We start from the raw sequence: 15,132 nt of genomic DNA, 5'->3' as shown, positions 1-15,132 counted from the left end.
TAAACTAATTGAACTATCAGCGAATTGGCGACAGATCTGTCAGCCGAAGTCCGAAGGCGGCACCTTCTCGCCTTCGCGCTTGGCGCGCCTGGAATAGGCGCGGATGCTGAGCGGCAGGAAGAGCAGATAGCCGGCAACCGACGCCGTCAGCGTGTACCAGGGATAGGTCATCAACAGCAGGATGTAGAGGACGACACCGAGGATGATCGGCAGCACCTTGTCGCCCGGGACTTTCAGGCTTTTTCCGGAATAGACCGGCAGCCGGCTGACCAGCAGGAAGGCTATCAGAACGGTGAAACCGGCGGCGATGAATGCGGCTGGGCGGGACGGCTCCACACCAAGCCGCAGGAAGTACAGGTAAAGCGGCAGCATCACCAGCACGGCGCCCGCCGGCGCCGGCACGCCGACGAAATACTCGGTCTGCCACTGCGGGCGATCAGTTTCTTCGTCGAGCACGTTGTAGCGAGCGAGTCTCAGCCCGCAGGCGATGGTGAACAGCAGCGCGGCAATCCAGCCCGGCGAGCCGGCCTGGTCGAGCAGGAAGGCATAGAGCACCAGCGCGGGTGCTACGCCGAAATTGACGATGTCGGCCAGCGAATCCATCTGCGCGCCGAATTTGGACGTCGCCTTCAGCATGCGTGCCAGACGGCCGTCGATGCCGTCGAGGAAGGCGGCCAGCAGCACCATCACCACTGCCGGCTCGAAACGGCCTTCGAAGCCGAAGCGGATGCCCGAGAGGCCGGCGCAGATGGCGAGCACTGTGACAAGATTGGGCAGCACCATGCGCATCGGAATTTCACGGATGCGCGGGCCGCCGCTGCCATGCGCCTCGAATTTTTTGAACGGCGCGCCCACGGCTCAGGACACCCGCACGAGCGGCGTTGCGGCAACGCCGCCGAATTCGGCCAGTATGGTTTCACCGCCGACCGCAGTCTGGCCGACGGCGACACGCGGCGTTGCGGTCGACGGCAGGAACACATCGACGCGCGAGCCGAAGCGGATCAGCCCGAAGCGCTCGCCGATGCCGATCGTGCCGCCGGTCTCGGCCCAGCAGACGATGCGCCGCGCCACCAGGCCGGCGATCTGCACCGCGGCCACCGTGCCGTTGGGGCTGTCGATGACCAGGCCATTGCGCTCGTTGTCGGCACTCGCCTTGTCAAGTGCGGCGTTGAGGAACTGGCCGGGCCGATGCTCTATCCTTGTGATGCGGCCGCGCACCGGAGCCCGGTTCACGTGGCAGGAGAAGACGTCCATGAACACCGAGATGCGGGTCATCTCGCCGCCCCCGAGGCCAAGTTCGCGCGGTGGCACTGCCGGACCGACCGCCGTGATGATGCCGTCTGCCGGACTCACCACCAGCCGGTCGTCGACCGGCGTGACGCGCTCGGGATCGCGGAAGAAATAGACGCACCAGGCCGTCGCGATGAGGCAGACCCAGAACAGGATCGAAGAGAAATAGCCGAGGAAAAGCGTCACCGCTGCGAAGGCGGCGATAAACGGATAGCCTTCGCGATGGATCGGAACCAACGTTTTCTTGATCGTGTCGACGAGGTCCATGAAATGGAAACAGCCTAGTTTCAGGTCCGGCCTCAATAGCGGAAACACCCTGTGGCCGCAACGCGACAATGAGGGAACGCCGGATCCAGCGTTCTCGTCCGCATTAGCCGATCGCGGGCGTGGAAGGGTTCCAATGCGCCTGTCCAAAAAAGCATGACTGGTGTCGGGGCGAACCGGCCTCACGCGTCCTTGGAGATACGGGCCTTGTCAAAGCGCCCGCCGAACGAAAGCTGGAGGCAACAAAATGCTGTCACGGAAATCAGCAGCAAAGGAAGCGCGGGTCGTGATGAACGGTCTGGCGTTCGGCGAATCGCCGCGCTGGCATGACGGCAGGCTTTGGTTCTGCAACTGGGGAACCGGCCAGATCATCGCCGTCGATGCCGACGGCAACAGTGAGATCATGCTCACCGTGCCGGCCACCCTGCCCTATTCGGTCGACTGGCTGCCGGACGGTCGCCTGGTCGTCGTCTGCGGGCGTGAGGGGTTGGTGCTGCGGCAGGAAGCAGACGGGACGCTGGTCACCCACGCCGATCTGCGACACCTCTCAGGGAACGCCTGGAACGAGATCGTCGTCGACGGGCGCGGCAACATCTACGTCAATGGCGGTGGGCCAGCGCCGGTTCCCGGCAAGCATTTCGGCCCCGGCACCATCGTGCTGATTGCACCGGACGGGTCCGTGCGGCAGGTGGCGGACAAGATCGCCTTCGCCAATGGGATGGCGGTGTCGCCTGACAACAAGACGTTGATCGTCGCCGAGTCCCACGCCAACAGGCTGACCGCCTTCGACATCGCCGCCGATGGCGGCCTTGCCAACCGGCGGCGATGGGCCGACCTCGGCAACGGCTTTCCCGACGGCATCTGCCTCGATGCCGAAGGCGCCATCTGGTATGCCGACGTCCCCAACCGGCACTGCGTGCGGGTGCGCGAGGGCGGGGCGATGCTCGACAGCGTCGATGCCGATCGCGGCTGCTTTGCCTGCATGCTCGGCGGCGCCGACGGCAAGACGCTGTTCATCGTCGCCGCCGAATGGCGCGGCTTCGAGCACATGATCAGCGATGCGCGCACCGGCCAGGTGCTCAGCATCGAGGCTTCCGCGCCGGGCGCTGGCTGGCCGTAAGGGCTACGACACCTCGGAGGGGCGGCGGCGGACGACAACGCCGAACTCGTCGCGCTCGCGAGCAATGCGCAACCGCTCCTCGGCCTCGGTTGCCTCACGCTGGCGGTCCCACATCGACGCGTACAGGCCGGCCTTGCGCATCAAGGCGGCATGCGTGCCGCGCTCGGCAATCTGGCCGTCCTGCAGCACGATGATCTCGTCGGCCGAAATCACCGTCGACAGCCGGTGGGCGATGACGATGGTGGTGCGACCCTTGCTGACGAGGTCGAGCGCCGCCTGGATCTCCTGTTCGGTATGGCTGTCGAGAGCCGAGGTCGCCTCGTCGAGCATCAGGATCGGCGGCGCCTTCAAAATGGTGCGGGCGATTGCCACGCGCTGCTTCTCACCGCCGGACAGTTTCAGTCCGCGCTCCCCGACCATCGAACGGTAGCCGTCGGGCAGCCGCTCGATGAACGGCCCGATCTGGGCGAGTTCTGCCGCCTTGCGCACATCCTCCTCGCTGGCATCGACGCGGCCGTAGCGGATGTTGTAGGCGATGGTGTCGTTGAACAGCACGGTGTCCTGCGGCACCATGCCGATCGCCGCGCGCAAGCTCTCCTGAGTCACGTCGCGAATGTCCTGGCCGTCGATCAGGATCTTGCCGCCCTGGATGTCGTAAAAACGGAACAGCAGCCGCGAAATGGTCGACTTGCCGGCGCCCGATGGCCCGACAATGGCAACCGTCTTGCCGGCCGGCACTTCGAAGCTGACGCCTTTCAGGATCTTGCGGTTGGGATCGTAGGAAAACTGCACGTCGCGGAACTCGACCTTGCCGGAGCCGACGACCAGCGGCTTGGCACCCGGCTTGTCGACGATCTCCTGCGGCACATCGAGCAGATCGAACATCTGCTCGATGTCGGTCAGGCCCTGGCGGATTTCGCGATAGATGAAGCCGATGAAGTTGAGTGGCACCGAAAGCTGGATCAGCATGGCGTTGATGAAGACGAAGTCGCCAACCGTCTGCGTGCCGGCCTGCACCTCCAGCGCCGAAAGGCACATGACGATAACCGTGCCGAGACCGAAGATGACGCCCTGGCCGAAGTTCAGCCAGCCGAGCGAGGTCCATATCCGGGTGGCGGCGGTCTCGTAGCGCGCCATCGAACGGTCGAAGCGCTCGGCTTCCATGCCCTCGTTGTTGAAATACTTGACCGTTTCGAAATTGAGCAGCGAGTCGATCGCCTTGGTGCTGGCATCGGTGTCGCTGTCGTTCATGTCGCGGCGAATGACGATGCGCCAGTCGCTCGCCCTGATGGTGAACCAGATATAGAGGCAGACCGTCACCGCCACCACAGCCACGTACTTCCAGCCATAGGTGACCGCGAATATGCCGGCTGTCAGCGCGAATTCGAGGATGGTCGGCAAGGTGTTGAGCACGGTGAAGCGGACGATCGTCTCGATGCCCTTGGTGCCGCGCTCGATGATGCGCGACAGGCCGCCGGTGCGGCGTTCGAGATGGAAGCGCAGCGACAATTGATGCATGTGGACGAACGTGCGGAAGGCGAGCTGGCGCACCGCATATTGGCCGACGCGGGCAAACAGCGCGTCGCGCAGCTGGTTGAAACCGAGCTGCACCAGCCGCACGACATTGTAGGCGATGACCAGCATGACTGGCGCCAGCATGAAGGCCGGCAGCGGCGGCGCCGACTTGGCGTCACCAGCCAGCGCATCGGTCGCCCATTTGAAGAAGTAGGGACCGGCAACCAGCGTCAGCTTGGCGACGACCAGAAGCACGGTCGCCCACACCACCCGCGCCCGCAGGTCGGCACGGTCGGCCGGCCACATATAGGGCCAAAGATTGCGCAATGTGTTGAAGGTCGAGCCAGAATCGGCGGAGACGGTTTTTTCGGCCATTTTATCGCCTTTTCGTATTTCTTATTGCTTGACCATGATCTTTACCGAAAACCGGCTTCCACTTTTCGCTGACGCGGCCTTCGTTCGGGATGATGGCCTAGCGGCCGGAGCAGCACGAATTGACCAGCGCGGCCAGCGATGCAGAAATATCTTCGAGCGCATCGCTGTCGACTTCATAGCGCGAGCGTTGCCGATCCGGCTGGTAGCGGACGAGCCCGGCATCGACCAGTATCTTCAGGTGCTGCGAAACGGTGGACTGCGCCAGGTCGAGATGGTCGACGACCTCGCGGCAGCAGCAGGAGCGGCTGGCCGAAAGGTGCCGGAGAATTTCGATCCGGGCCGGATGCGAAAGCGCGGCGAGCTTCGCGGCGACGGTCTGGCTGTCGGCGAAGCCGCAGGTCTTTTCGGTCAAGGGAGCGTTCATCGTCTATCGGCGATAGACGATGAATTAACTTTCCGCAAGAGCCCGCTAGAGAAGAAAAGGATTTCTAGTTGGCCTTTGTCGGGGCCGTCGTCATCTGGTCGCCCATCGCCTTGAGGTTGGCGGCTTCGCCTTCCTGCGATTTTCCGGGGACCTTGAACACCTGCCCCGGCCAGATGCGATCGGGATTCCGGATCTGATCCTGATTGGCGAGGTAGATGGTCGAGTAGCGAACGCCTTGGCCGTAGACGCGCCGCGAAATCCGCCACAGCGTATCGCGGCGGCGAATGATAACGGCGCTGTCGGCGTGTTCGAGCTTCGGCGCCGCGGTCTCGGGCACTCCGGTCGGGGGCGTCGCAGCCGCCATATCGGCTGGCGCCTCGGCCGCGGGCGCCGCAGGCGTGGTTGCCGGCGCGGCCGGCTTTGCCTCGGCAGGCGCCACGGCGGCGATCGACTCGCCCGGCTCGCGCTCGAACGGCACGGCGGCACGGGCCACCACCTTGACCCCGTCGGCATCCAGCGCATCGACGTGGATCGTGTAGGTGCCGACCGGAATGTTGCGCGTCGCCTCGACCAGGAAATGGCCGTCGGGCGAAGTCTTCGCGTCGCCGAGCAAGATATCGTTGGCATAGGCGCGTACCTTGCGGCCGGGGTCGGCGAGCCCGGCGACGAAGATCTTGTTGCCGTCGATCTCGATCGCTTCGACGACGACCTTTGGCACTGCAGCTGGTGTCGCTGGTGCGGCCGGCCCGCCCGGAGCGGGCGCGGGGACGGCTTCGACGGTGGCCGGCGCCGTGGCAGCCGGTGCGGCTGGGGCTGGTGCTGCGGCAGCGGGGTCCTCGGCAGCGGAGTCCTCGGAAGCCGGGGCGGCCGCCTTGTCGCCGGCAGGCGGCGATTCAGGCTTTGTCTCGGGTGTAGGAACGGTGAGCAATTCGGAGGCCTTGCCCGGCTCCTCGATCATCGCCAGCACCTGGCCAGCAGGACTCTTGGGAATCGAGACGATAGCCGTCTGCGCCGAGGGGGTCACGACATTGCCGGTCATCGAGCGCAGCGCGATCGTGTAATCGCCGGGTTTCAGCGCATCGTCGAGAACGATGGCAAAAGCGCCATCGGCACCGGCGACCGTCGAGCCGAGAACCGTCGAACCGTTGAGAATCTCGACCTTGGCGTTGGGTGCGGCTTTGCCGGCGACGACAATAGAGCCCTTGATCTCGACCCGAACGATGTCGAAAGTCGGCGCAATCGCATCGGCCGTGGCCGGCGCTGCCGGTGCCATCGCACCAGCGGCAGGCGCCGGCGGCGGCGGTGCATCGGTCACTGGTTCGGCCGGCGTCTCCACCGGCGGCGTCAGCGATGCCACTTCCGCCGGCGGCGTGCGATTGAGATACGGATCGAGCGCGCCCGACACATAGGCGGTTCCCGCCGCGGCGACGGAGCCGCCGACGACGAACAAAAACGCCTTCAAAGGATTAATTGCCATATTTCCCTGCCCTTAGCCACCTAATGCGGTCTAGCCTGTTTTGCCCAAGGCGACAAGAACAAGGGGGACCGACAGGAAAAAGGGCCGACACGAGTAAACGGGGCCGACAAGAAAAAACCCGCCCGGGCTTGACCGCGAATAAAGACCCAATCACCAATCATCTCATGAACACGATTCGATCCATCTGCGTCTATTGCGGCTCGTCGCCGGGCCGCGATGTAACCTATGCCAAGGCCGGACACCTGCTTGGGCGTTCGATCGCCAAGTCCGGCCTGCGTCTGATCTATGGCGGCGGCACCAGGGGCATCATGGGAGCCGTCGCCGAGGGCGCAATGCGGGCCGGCGGCAAGGTGACGGGGATCATTCCGCGCTTCCTGATCAACAGGGAGGCCACCGAAACCGCGCTTGACCGGCTTGACGAGCTCGTCATCACCGAAAACATGCACGAACGCAAACATACGATGTTCGAGAAATCCGACGCGTTTGTGGCGCTTCCGGGCGGCATCGGCACTGTCGAGGAAATCATCGAGATCATGACCTGGGGCCAGCTCGGCCATCATCGCAAGCCGATCGTCTTCGGCAACGTTGGAGGATTCTGGGACCCGATGCTGGCGCTGCTCGACCATATGATGGCCGAAGGCTTCATCCATACCGCGCAGCGGGTCAGGCCGCTGGTGGTCGACGATCCGGAAGCGATCGTCGCTGCCATCATGGTCGCGGGATCGTCGGTCGACGCACCGACCGAAGGCGTGCAGTCGGTGATCGACAAGCTTTAGGGGGTAGAGGAGTATGTAGTGCATGCCGCGCTTATGAGGCGCTGCCCTACTGCCCTACTGCCCTACTGCCCTACTGCCCTACTGCCCTACTGCCCTACTGCCCTACTGCCCTACTGCCCTACTGACCCGCCAGATGATATTGCCGACATCGTCGGCGACGAGCAGTGCGCCGCTCTGATCGATAGCAACGCCGACCGGACGGCCCATCGCCCTGCCGTCACGCCCGACGAAGCCAGCGAGCACATCTTTCGGGGGACCGCTCGGTTTACCACCGCGGAACGGCACGAAAATCACCTTGTAACCGCTGAGCACACTTCTGTTCCACGAGCCGTGCTGACCAACGAACGCGCCGTTGCCGTAGGCTGGGCCGAGCGACGCCCCTTTGGAGAAGGTCAGTCCCAGCGAGGCGGTATGGGAACCCAGCGCGTAGTCGGGCTTGACCGCCCTAGCCACGAGACCGGGGCGCTGCGGCTTGACGCGTTCGTCGACGTTCTGTCCGAAATAGCTGTAGGGCCAGCCGTAAAAAGCGCCGTCACGAACCGAGGTCATATAGTCCGGCACAAGATCGTCGCCGATCTCGTCACGCTCGTTCACGGCGACCCAAAGCTTGCCGGTTTCAGGGTTCCAGGAGAGCCCGTTCGGGTTGCGCAGCCCTGACGCGAAGACCCGGGTATGGCGGGTCGACCGGTCCACTTCAAGGACGGCGGCGCGGTTCTTCTCCGCGGCCATGCCGTTTTCTCCAACGTTACTGTTGGAGCCGACGGTGACATAGAGCTTGCGTCCATCCGGACTTGCGATCACATCCTTGGTCCAATGATGGTTGAGATCTCCGGCCGGTAAGTCGACGATCTTTTCCGGCGGCGTTGTGGCTCGGGTCTGGCCATTGGAGTAGGGGAAAGCGACAAGCGCGTCGGTGTTCGCTACATAGAGAATGCCTTTGGACAGCGTCATACCAAAGGGAGAATTGAGGCCTTCTGCGAACGTCCTGCGCACATCCGCAATGCCGTCGCCATTGGTGTCGCGCAGGAGCGTGATGCGGTTGGCGCTTTTGGTCGCGGCCCCGGCGCGCTTCATAGCCAGGTCCATAAAGACCTTTCTAAGGCTGAAGCCTTCGTCATGCTTGGCAGGGGCATTGGTTTCGGCAACCAGCACGTCCCCGTTCGGAAGCACGTGCAGCCAGCGCGGATGGTCGAGGCCGGTGGCGTAGGGGTTCACCGTCAGCCCGTTCGCCGGGGTCGGCATATCACCTTTCTGCCAGCCTTTCGCCTCGGCGATGTTGACGGTCGGGATCAGCGTCGGTCTTGGTTTCGGTAAGGTTGGCTTGGGGCCATAGCCGGTTATTGCCCCCGTTTTCTGCGCCGAAAAGCCAGCGCAGCCCGCAATGACGGCTCCCAATACCGCTATGAGTAGGCTTCGTGGGAAGCCGGCATGCATCGGACGTCCTCCGCATGGATTGCGTCGTGCCCTTTACGCAAACGCGAGAGAACGACGTATTATTCCAAACTGGCTCCAAACAACGGCGTTGGTACGCCGCCTCGGATGACCGTCAAAACAGTCACACGAAAACGGTTCGCCCGTGCTAATAATCACAGTCTAGATCGCCACCACGCGGCGTATTCGAGAGACTGGCGGCGCGATCATGAACATCCCTCTCAATCCAGACGGTAGCGATCTGTCGCCTTACCTGCCGGACGAGCACGGGCTGTTCTTCGTCTATCACTTCACCGCCGAAGGCGCGAGAACCAAAGACGCGACCGCCACACACTGGACCTGGCGCAGCTACCAGCTTTCCGACATGCGCGCCCGCCACGAGATCGCCACCGAGCCGGCTTTGCCGCCGCCGGTGCGCGATGCCTTCCTGTCGGCCGGCCATGGCTGCCATATCGACCTCGAGGGCGACTGGCTGTACGGCGATTTGCCGGACCTGCGCCACGACTATTCGGCGGAGGCGCGCGGGCTTGGCCATTTCCGCTTCGCCTTCAACCACACGATGCTGATCGGCGGCCGCAAGCAACCGCTGCAATCGGTCGAAAAGATCCGCAAGGCGATCGACAACGGATCGCGAAAGTTCCGCTCTCCGGCCGAACTGATCGAGGCTGTCATGGGCCAGTCGCTCGACGGCATGACGACGGAACTCGCTGGCCTTGGCGACACGCTCGATGGCATCGAGGACCGCATCGTCTGCGATGCATGGCACAATGAGCGGCAGGCGCTGGTCGATGCGCGCCGGCAACTGGTGGTGATCCATCGGCAGATGGCGACGCTGACCAGCCTGTTCCGCCATCTCGACCATTCGCATCGCAATGACCTGCCGGACGCGATCAACGACATGGCGGCACGGCTTTCGCACCGCGCCCATACGTTGCATCATGACGGCGAGCAATTGCAGGCCCGCGCCCGGCTCTTGCAGGACGAGCTGATGGCCAAGCTGACGACGCAGTCGAACCAGTTGCTTTACATGCTGTCGGTGATGACCGCGGTGCTGTTGCCGATGACGATCGTCTCAGGCCTGTTCGGCATGAATGTCGGCGGGCTGCCGCTGGTCGATACGCCGGTGGGCTTTTGGGTGGCGTCGGCGATATCGCTCGCCGTCGCGGTGGTCGTCTATCTGTTCGTTAGGCGGCTGGGGCGCGGGATGTAGCGGCAACCGTTACAAGGTCGCGCGAAAATCCTCGATGACAGTGCCGGCAGCGCGCGCCTCCGCTTCGTGGTTCGGCTCGCGCCACTCCTCGGCAAGGGCTGCCGTGTACCATTCGCGCATCGCCGGCAGAGCCAGCAATCGCGCCGGATAGGTGGCAGCTACGCCCTCGAAGGACAGTCCGTAGGACTGAACCCTAAACGCCACCGGGGCAAAGAAGGCGTCAACGGCAGTGAAGTGATCGCCAGCCAGGAACGGTCCGCCGAAGTGGCGAAGCCCGTCGTCCCAGAGATCGCCGAGGCGAAAAAGGTCGTGCTTCAGCGCATCCGACATCGGCACCGGCGCGACGCGGACACCGCAGTTCATCGGACAGGAGCCGCGCAAGGCGGTGAAGCTCGAATGCATTTCGGCCGCTGCCGACCGCGCCCAGGCTCGCGCCTTCGGCTCGGCAGGCCAGACGCCAGCGTGGCGCTCGGCCAGGTATTCGGTGATGGCGAGCGAATCCCAAACTGCCCAGCCGTCGTCAATCAGGCACGGCACGAGGCCACTGGGCGAGAACGGCCGGTAGAGGCTCCAACTCGATCCGGTCGGAAACGGTGTCAGCCGCTCCTCGAAGGCGACGTCCAATGTCCGCATCAGCACCCATGGCCGCAGCGACCACGAGGAATAGTTCTTGTTTGCTATGTGCAGAACGTACATCGAAAATCCTCGCTCTAACGCATTGCCGGCCGGATCTCGCGGCCGCGGAACATCGACCAGGAATAGACCGCCAGCGCCGCCCAGATCAGGCCGAAGGCGATGGCCTGGGTGCTGCCGAAGGGTTCGCCGAAAATCAGCACGGCGATCAGGAACACAATGGTCGGCGCGATATACTGCATGATGCCGATGGTGGAGAGACGCAGCAGCTTTGCCCCGAAGCCAAACAGCAGCAGCGGTATGGCGGTGACCGGGCCGCAGCCGATCAGCAGTGCGGTATCGTTCAGGGAACTGGAGACGAAATGGTCCTGCCCGGTGACGATGAGGAAGATGATGTAGCCGAGGGCCGGCACCGACAGCAAAAGCACTTCAAGCAAGAAACCCTGGCTGGGACCGATCGGCAGCGTCTTGCGGAAGAAGGCGTAAGCGGCGAAGGAAAACGCCAGCACCAGCGACACCCAGGGCAGCTTGCCGGCGTCGATCGTCAGCACCGCGACCGCGATGGCCGCCAGCACCACCGCCGCGATTTGCAGCCGGTCGAGCCGTTCGCTGAGCAGCAGCGCGCCGACGACGACGCTGACAAGCGGGTTGATGTAGTAGCCAAGCGCAGTCTCGATGGTACGGTCGACCGCGATCGCCCAGACATAGATGCCCCAGTTGACCGAAATCAGCGCCGCCGTCAGCGCCGCCATGGAAATGATGCGCGGCGAACGCAACGCCGCTTTGAAATCCGCCGTGCGGCCGGCCCAGATCAAAACGGCCGCCGCGATCGGCACCGACCAGACGATGCGGTGCGCGATGACTTCGGCCAGCGGCAGATGTGCGACCGCCTTCATATAGAAGGGCAGCAACCCCCACAGGAGATAGGCGCCCAGCGCCAGCAGGAATCCACGCCGGGCCTTTGAGTCTGCTTCGAGCTGAATTGCATCCATGGCCATGGCCCAACGCTATGCGCCAGCCACCGGGTCAAGACCATCGCAAAGTTCTGATGGATCAATGGACTTTCGCTGATGGTTCAATCTACTCCGCCGCGACCAGCCCGGCCATCTCGCGGTTCTTCATCAGCTTGTAGACGATCGAATCCATCAGCGCCTGGAATGAAGCGTCGATGATGTTTTCTGAGACGCCGACCGTCCACCAGCGGGCGCCGGTCGCATCGTGCGATTCGATCAGCACGCGCGTGATCGCCTCGGTGCCGCCATTGAGGATACGCACCTTGAAGTCGGCAAGCTCGAGGTCAGCGATCTCGTTCTGGAATTTTCCGAGATCCTTGCGCAACGCGATGTCGAGCGCATTGACCGGACCGTGCCCTTCCGCCACCGACATCTTCTCCTCGCCATCGACCAGCACCTTGACGATCGCCTCTGAGACCGTCTTCAGCTGGCCATTGGCGTCGAACCGGCGCTCGACCATGCAGCGGAACGAGGTGACGCTGAAGAATTCCGGCAGGCCGTGCAGCATCTTGCGCGCCAGCAGCTCGAAGCTGGCATCGGCGCCTTCATAGGCATAGCCCTCGGCCTCGCGCTCCTTGACCACTGATATCAGCGCGTCGAGCCGGTGGTCGTCCTTCGGCATTTCTATGCCGCGCCGTTTCAACTCGGCGAGGAAATTGGCCTTGCCGCCCTGGTCCGAGACCATGACCCGGCGGCGGTTGCCGACCGCTTCCGGCGGCACATGCTCGTAGGTGGCCGGCTCCTTGGCCAGCGCCGAGGCATGGATGCCGGCCTTGGTGGCGAAGGCGGAAGCGCCGACATAGGGCGCCTGCGCTTCCGGCGCGCGGTTCAGCAATTCGTCGAAGGCGCGGGACAGGCGCGATATGCCGGCCAACGCTTCGGCCGAGATGCCTGTCTCGAAGCGGCTGGAAAAGGCCGGCTTCAGCGCCAGCGTCGGCACCATCGAGATCAGATTGGCGTTGCCGCAGCGCTCGCCGATGCCGTTCAGCGTGCCCTGGACCTGGCGCACGCCGGCCTCGACGGCGGCCAGCGAATTTGCCACCGCCTGGCTGGTGTCGTCATGGGCATGGATGCCGAGATGGTCGCCCGGTATGCCTGCCTCGATGATCTTCTCGACGATGGCGCGCACTTCCGACGGCTGCGTGCCGCCATTGGTGTCGCACAGCACCACCCAGCGCGCGCCGGCGTCGTAAGCGGTCCTGGCGCAAGCCAGCGCATAATCGGGATTGGCCTTGAAGCCGTCGAAGAAATGCTCGCAGTCGACCAGTGCTTCCTTCCCGGCAGCAACCGCCGCCTCGACCGACGCCTTGATCGCCTCGAGGTTTTCTTCGTTGGTGCAGCCCAGCGCGACGCGGACATGGTAGTCCCAGCTCTTGGCGACAAAGCAGATGGCGTCCGACTTCGACTGGACCAGTGCGGCAAGGCCTGGATCGTTCGAGGTCGACACCCCTGCCCGCTTGGTCATGCCGAAGGCGACGAATTTGGCGGTTGCCGTGCGGTGCTTGGCAAAGAAGGCGGTGTCGGTCGGGTTGGCACCGGGATAGCCGCCTTCGATATAGTCGACGCCGAACGCGTCAAGCAGCCCGGCAATTGCGATCTTGTCCTCGACCGAAAAGTCGATGCCTGGCGTCTGCTGGCCATCGCGCAGTGTGGTGTCGAAGAGATAGAGGCGCTCGCGGCCCATGATCATTTCCCCGCAAACTTATCCGTCGCCCGGATCAGCCGGTCGAGGATGCCCGGCTCCGAATAGGCATGGCCGGCGCCCTCGACCAAGTGGAAGTCCGCCTTCGGCCACGCCTTGTGCAGCGCCCAGGCGTAGCGCGCCGGGCACGGCATGTCGTAGCGGCCATGGACGATGGTGCCGGGGATGTCCTTCAACTTGAAGGCATCACGCAGCAGCTGCCCTTCCTCAAGCCAGCCAGCATGGACGAAATAATGGTTCTCGATGCGGGCGAAGGCGACGGCGTAATCGTCTTCGCCAAACCGGCTGCTGGTTTCCGGAGCGGGCAACAGCGTGATCGTCTCGCCTTCCCACAGGCTCCAGGCGCGGGCGGCCTCGACCTGCGCCTTGCGGTCGCTGCCGACCAGCCGCTTGCGATAGGCGGCCATCATGTCGCCGCGCTCGCCCTCGGGGATCGGCGCCAGGAAGCGCTCCCATTTGTCGGGGAACATTTCCGAGACGCCGAACTGGTAATACCATTCGAGCTCCGCGCGCGTCAGCGTGTAGATGCCGCGCACGACCAGTTCGCTGACCCGCTCGGGATGCGTCTCGGCATAGGCCAGCGCCAGCGTCGACCCCCACGAGCCGCCGAACACCAGCCATTTGTCGAAGCCGCACATGTCGCGCAGGCGCTCGATGTCGGCGACCAGATGCCAGGTGGTGTTGGCCTCGAGCGAGGCGTTGGGCGTCGACTTCCCGCAGCCGCGCTGGTCGAACAGGATGACATCGTAAAGCTTCGGATCGAACAGCCGTCGGTGCTTTGGGGAAATGGTGCCGCCCGGTCCGCCATGCAGGAACACGGCCGGCTTGGCGCCCCTGGTGCCGGAACGCTCCCAATAGACCTGATGGCCATCGCCGACATCGAGCATGCCTGAGTCGAAGGCCTCGATCTCCGGATAGAGGCTGCGCAGGTCATTGCTCATAATTTCAGGCCCTGTTGCGGCCAATTGGCCGTCTCGTGATCCGGATGCTGGAAGGAGATGATCGATTCCTGCCTTGTGTAGTAGTCAGGATCGTCATGGACCGGCGCGTCGAAGATCTTCTCCACCCAAGGCAGCCGGGCGGCGTAGTTGACCTGGATCTGCGGTGAGAGGTCGGAGCGATCGTCAAATGCGCCGATGGCGATCTCGAGCCCGCCAGGCTGCCTGTAGGTCAACGGCGTGCCGCAGCGGCTGCAAAAGCCGCGATCGATGTTGACCGACGACTGGAAATAGCTCGGCTCCTCGCGCACCCATTCGACACCGTCCTTCGGCACCGTCACCAGCGCGCCGAAGAAGGAACCGAACTGTTTCTGGCACATGCGGCAATGGCAGATGGAAGGGCGTCCAAGCGCCCCACGAATGCGGAAACGCACGGCGCCGCACTGGCAGCCGCCGGTTCGAACGGTTTCGGTCATGATCTTTCCTCCGGCGGCCATTGATCGGTGTCGTGGTCGGGGTGCTGGTAAGAAACGAGATCGGCGAGATAGGAGGACGACGAAACATCGGCCATCGTGTCCTCGCCAGGCAGTTCGTGGATGTGATCGACATAGGGGAGTTTTGCTTCGGTGCCCCACTGGATGGTCGGCGCGATCTCCTCCGCATGGTCGAAGGCCGCGATGGCGAGTGCGATGCCGTCGGGCGCCTCGAAAGTCAGCGGCGTGCCGCAATCGGCGCAAAAACCGCGCCAGGCGGCGTTGGAGGAACGAAAGCGTTTGGGCGCGCCGCGCGTCCAGTCGAGTTTTGCGCCACGCACCGACACCAGCGGCAGGTAGAAATTGCCGCTTGCTTTCTGGCACATGCGACAATGACAGACGGAGGCGTCGCCCAGCGCGCCTTCGACACGGAAACGCACGGCGCCGCACTGGCAGCCGCCTGTGTAGACCGGTCTGTTATCCAGGCTCAT

General features: G+C 63.8%; 15 protein-coding genes. 3 read left to right on the top strand and 12 right to left on the bottom strand.

Translation table 11 applies throughout. The features are described from left to right. Window positions 1-39: 39 nt before the first annotated feature. Together AC0L18_RS11675 and AC0L18_RS11670 are read right to left on the bottom strand one after the other, a co-directional pair. Entirely contained in the window at window positions 40-855 is an 816-nt protein-coding gene (locus tag AC0L18_RS11675) for a CDP-alcohol phosphatidyltransferase family protein (RefSeq protein WP_023800727.1), read from the bottom strand. Window positions 856-858: 3 nt separating this feature from the next. Next, a complete protein-coding gene (locus AC0L18_RS11670; RefSeq protein WP_236371635.1) occupies window positions 859-1,557 on the bottom strand; it encodes a phosphatidylserine decarboxylase in 699 nt (232 codons plus the stop codon). 244 nt (window positions 1,558-1,801) lie between these two features. Here AC0L18_RS11670 and AC0L18_RS11665 point away from each other — a divergent pair, with 244 nt between their 5' ends. Beyond that, window positions 1,802-2,674, top strand: a complete 873-nt coding sequence (locus AC0L18_RS11665) for an SMP-30/gluconolactonase/LRE family protein (RefSeq protein ID WP_473492302.1) — start codon at window positions 1,802-1,804, stop codon at window positions 2,672-2,674. Window positions 2,675-2,677: 3 nt separating this feature from the next. Here AC0L18_RS11665 and AC0L18_RS11660 read toward each other — a convergent pair whose 3' ends face one another. The 3 genes from AC0L18_RS11660 to AC0L18_RS11650 all read right to left on the bottom strand — a co-directional run bounded on the left by AC0L18_RS11660 (window position 2,678) and on the right by AC0L18_RS11650 (window position 6,465). Continuing rightward, window positions 2,678-4,564, bottom strand: coding sequence for an ABCB family ABC transporter ATP-binding protein/permease (locus AC0L18_RS11660; RefSeq protein WP_473492301.1), 1,887 nt, complete (start codon window positions 4,562-4,564; stop codon window positions 2,678-2,680). A 97-nt stretch (window positions 4,565-4,661) separates the two neighbouring features. Further along, on the bottom strand, window positions 4,662-4,988 hold the full coding sequence (locus AC0L18_RS11655; protein WP_473492300.1) for an ArsR/SmtB family transcription factor: 327 nt from the start codon (window positions 4,986-4,988) through the stop codon (window positions 4,662-4,664). A 64-nt stretch (window positions 4,989-5,052) separates the two neighbouring features. After that, window positions 5,053-6,465 (bottom strand): Ig-like domain-containing protein, encoded by a 1,413-nt coding sequence (locus tag AC0L18_RS11650; RefSeq protein ID WP_473492299.1) that lies wholly within the window; start codon window positions 6,463-6,465, stop codon window positions 5,053-5,055. 164 nt (window positions 6,466-6,629) lie between these two features. Between AC0L18_RS11650 and AC0L18_RS11645 the strand changes: the two genes are divergently transcribed. Then, window positions 6,630-7,241: an LOG family protein gene (locus AC0L18_RS11645; RefSeq protein WP_027152697.1), complete on the top strand. Its 612-nt coding sequence runs from the start codon at window positions 6,630-6,632 to the stop codon at window positions 7,239-7,241. 102 nt (window positions 7,242-7,343) lie between these two features. Here the strand turns inward: AC0L18_RS11645 and AC0L18_RS11640 are convergent, their stop codons facing one another. Then, window positions 7,344-8,675 carry a PQQ-dependent sugar dehydrogenase gene (locus AC0L18_RS11640; RefSeq protein WP_473492297.1) on the bottom strand — a complete coding sequence of 444 codons (1,332 nt, stop codon included), beginning with the start codon at window positions 8,673-8,675 and terminating at the stop codon, window positions 7,344-7,346. A gap of 205 nt (window positions 8,676-8,880) precedes the next feature. Between AC0L18_RS11640 and AC0L18_RS11635 the strand changes: the two genes are divergently transcribed. After that, window positions 8,881-9,882, top strand: a complete 1,002-nt coding sequence (locus AC0L18_RS11635; RefSeq protein WP_473492296.1) for a transporter — start codon at window positions 8,881-8,883, stop codon at window positions 9,880-9,882. A 9-nt stretch (window positions 9,883-9,891) separates the two neighbouring features. On the opposite strand, the gene AC0L18_RS11630 is transcribed toward AC0L18_RS11635, so the two are convergent. From AC0L18_RS11630 to AC0L18_RS11605, 6 genes are all read right to left on the bottom strand, one after another. Continuing rightward, window positions 9,892-10,578: a glutathione S-transferase family protein gene (locus AC0L18_RS11630; protein ID WP_473492294.1), complete on the bottom strand. Its 687-nt coding sequence runs from the start codon at window positions 10,576-10,578 to the stop codon at window positions 9,892-9,894. 14 nt (window positions 10,579-10,592) lie between these two features. Further along, window positions 10,593-11,513, bottom strand: a complete 921-nt coding sequence (rarD, locus tag AC0L18_RS11625; protein ID WP_473492293.1) for an EamA family transporter RarD — start codon at window positions 11,511-11,513, stop codon at window positions 10,593-10,595. An 82-nt stretch (window positions 11,514-11,595) separates the two neighbouring features. Beyond that, a complete protein-coding gene (cimA, locus tag AC0L18_RS11620) occupies window positions 11,596-13,212 on the bottom strand; it encodes a citramalate synthase (protein ID WP_473492292.1) in 1,617 nt (538 codons plus the stop codon). A gap of 2 nt (window positions 13,213-13,214) precedes the next feature. After that, window positions 13,215-14,171: a prolyl aminopeptidase gene (pip, locus tag AC0L18_RS11615; RefSeq protein WP_473492291.1), complete on the bottom strand. Its 957-nt coding sequence runs from the start codon at window positions 14,169-14,171 to the stop codon at window positions 13,215-13,217. Continuing rightward, window positions 14,168-14,644 (bottom strand): GFA family protein, encoded by a 477-nt coding sequence (locus tag AC0L18_RS11610; RefSeq protein ID WP_473492290.1) that lies wholly within the window; start codon window positions 14,642-14,644, stop codon window positions 14,168-14,170. The genes pip and AC0L18_RS11610 overlap by 4 nt, the downstream gene beginning before the upstream one ends. After that, the gene (locus AC0L18_RS11605; protein ID WP_091590504.1) at window positions 14,641-15,132 is read right to left on the bottom strand and encodes a GFA family protein; all 492 of its coding nucleotides are present in this window, start codon (window positions 15,130-15,132) and stop codon (window positions 14,641-14,643) included. The genes AC0L18_RS11610 and AC0L18_RS11605 overlap by 4 nt, the downstream gene beginning before the upstream one ends.

Source organism: Mesorhizobium sp. WSM4819, from assembly GCF_055811215.1.
This window is presented reverse-complemented; position numbering and strand designations above follow the sequence as displayed.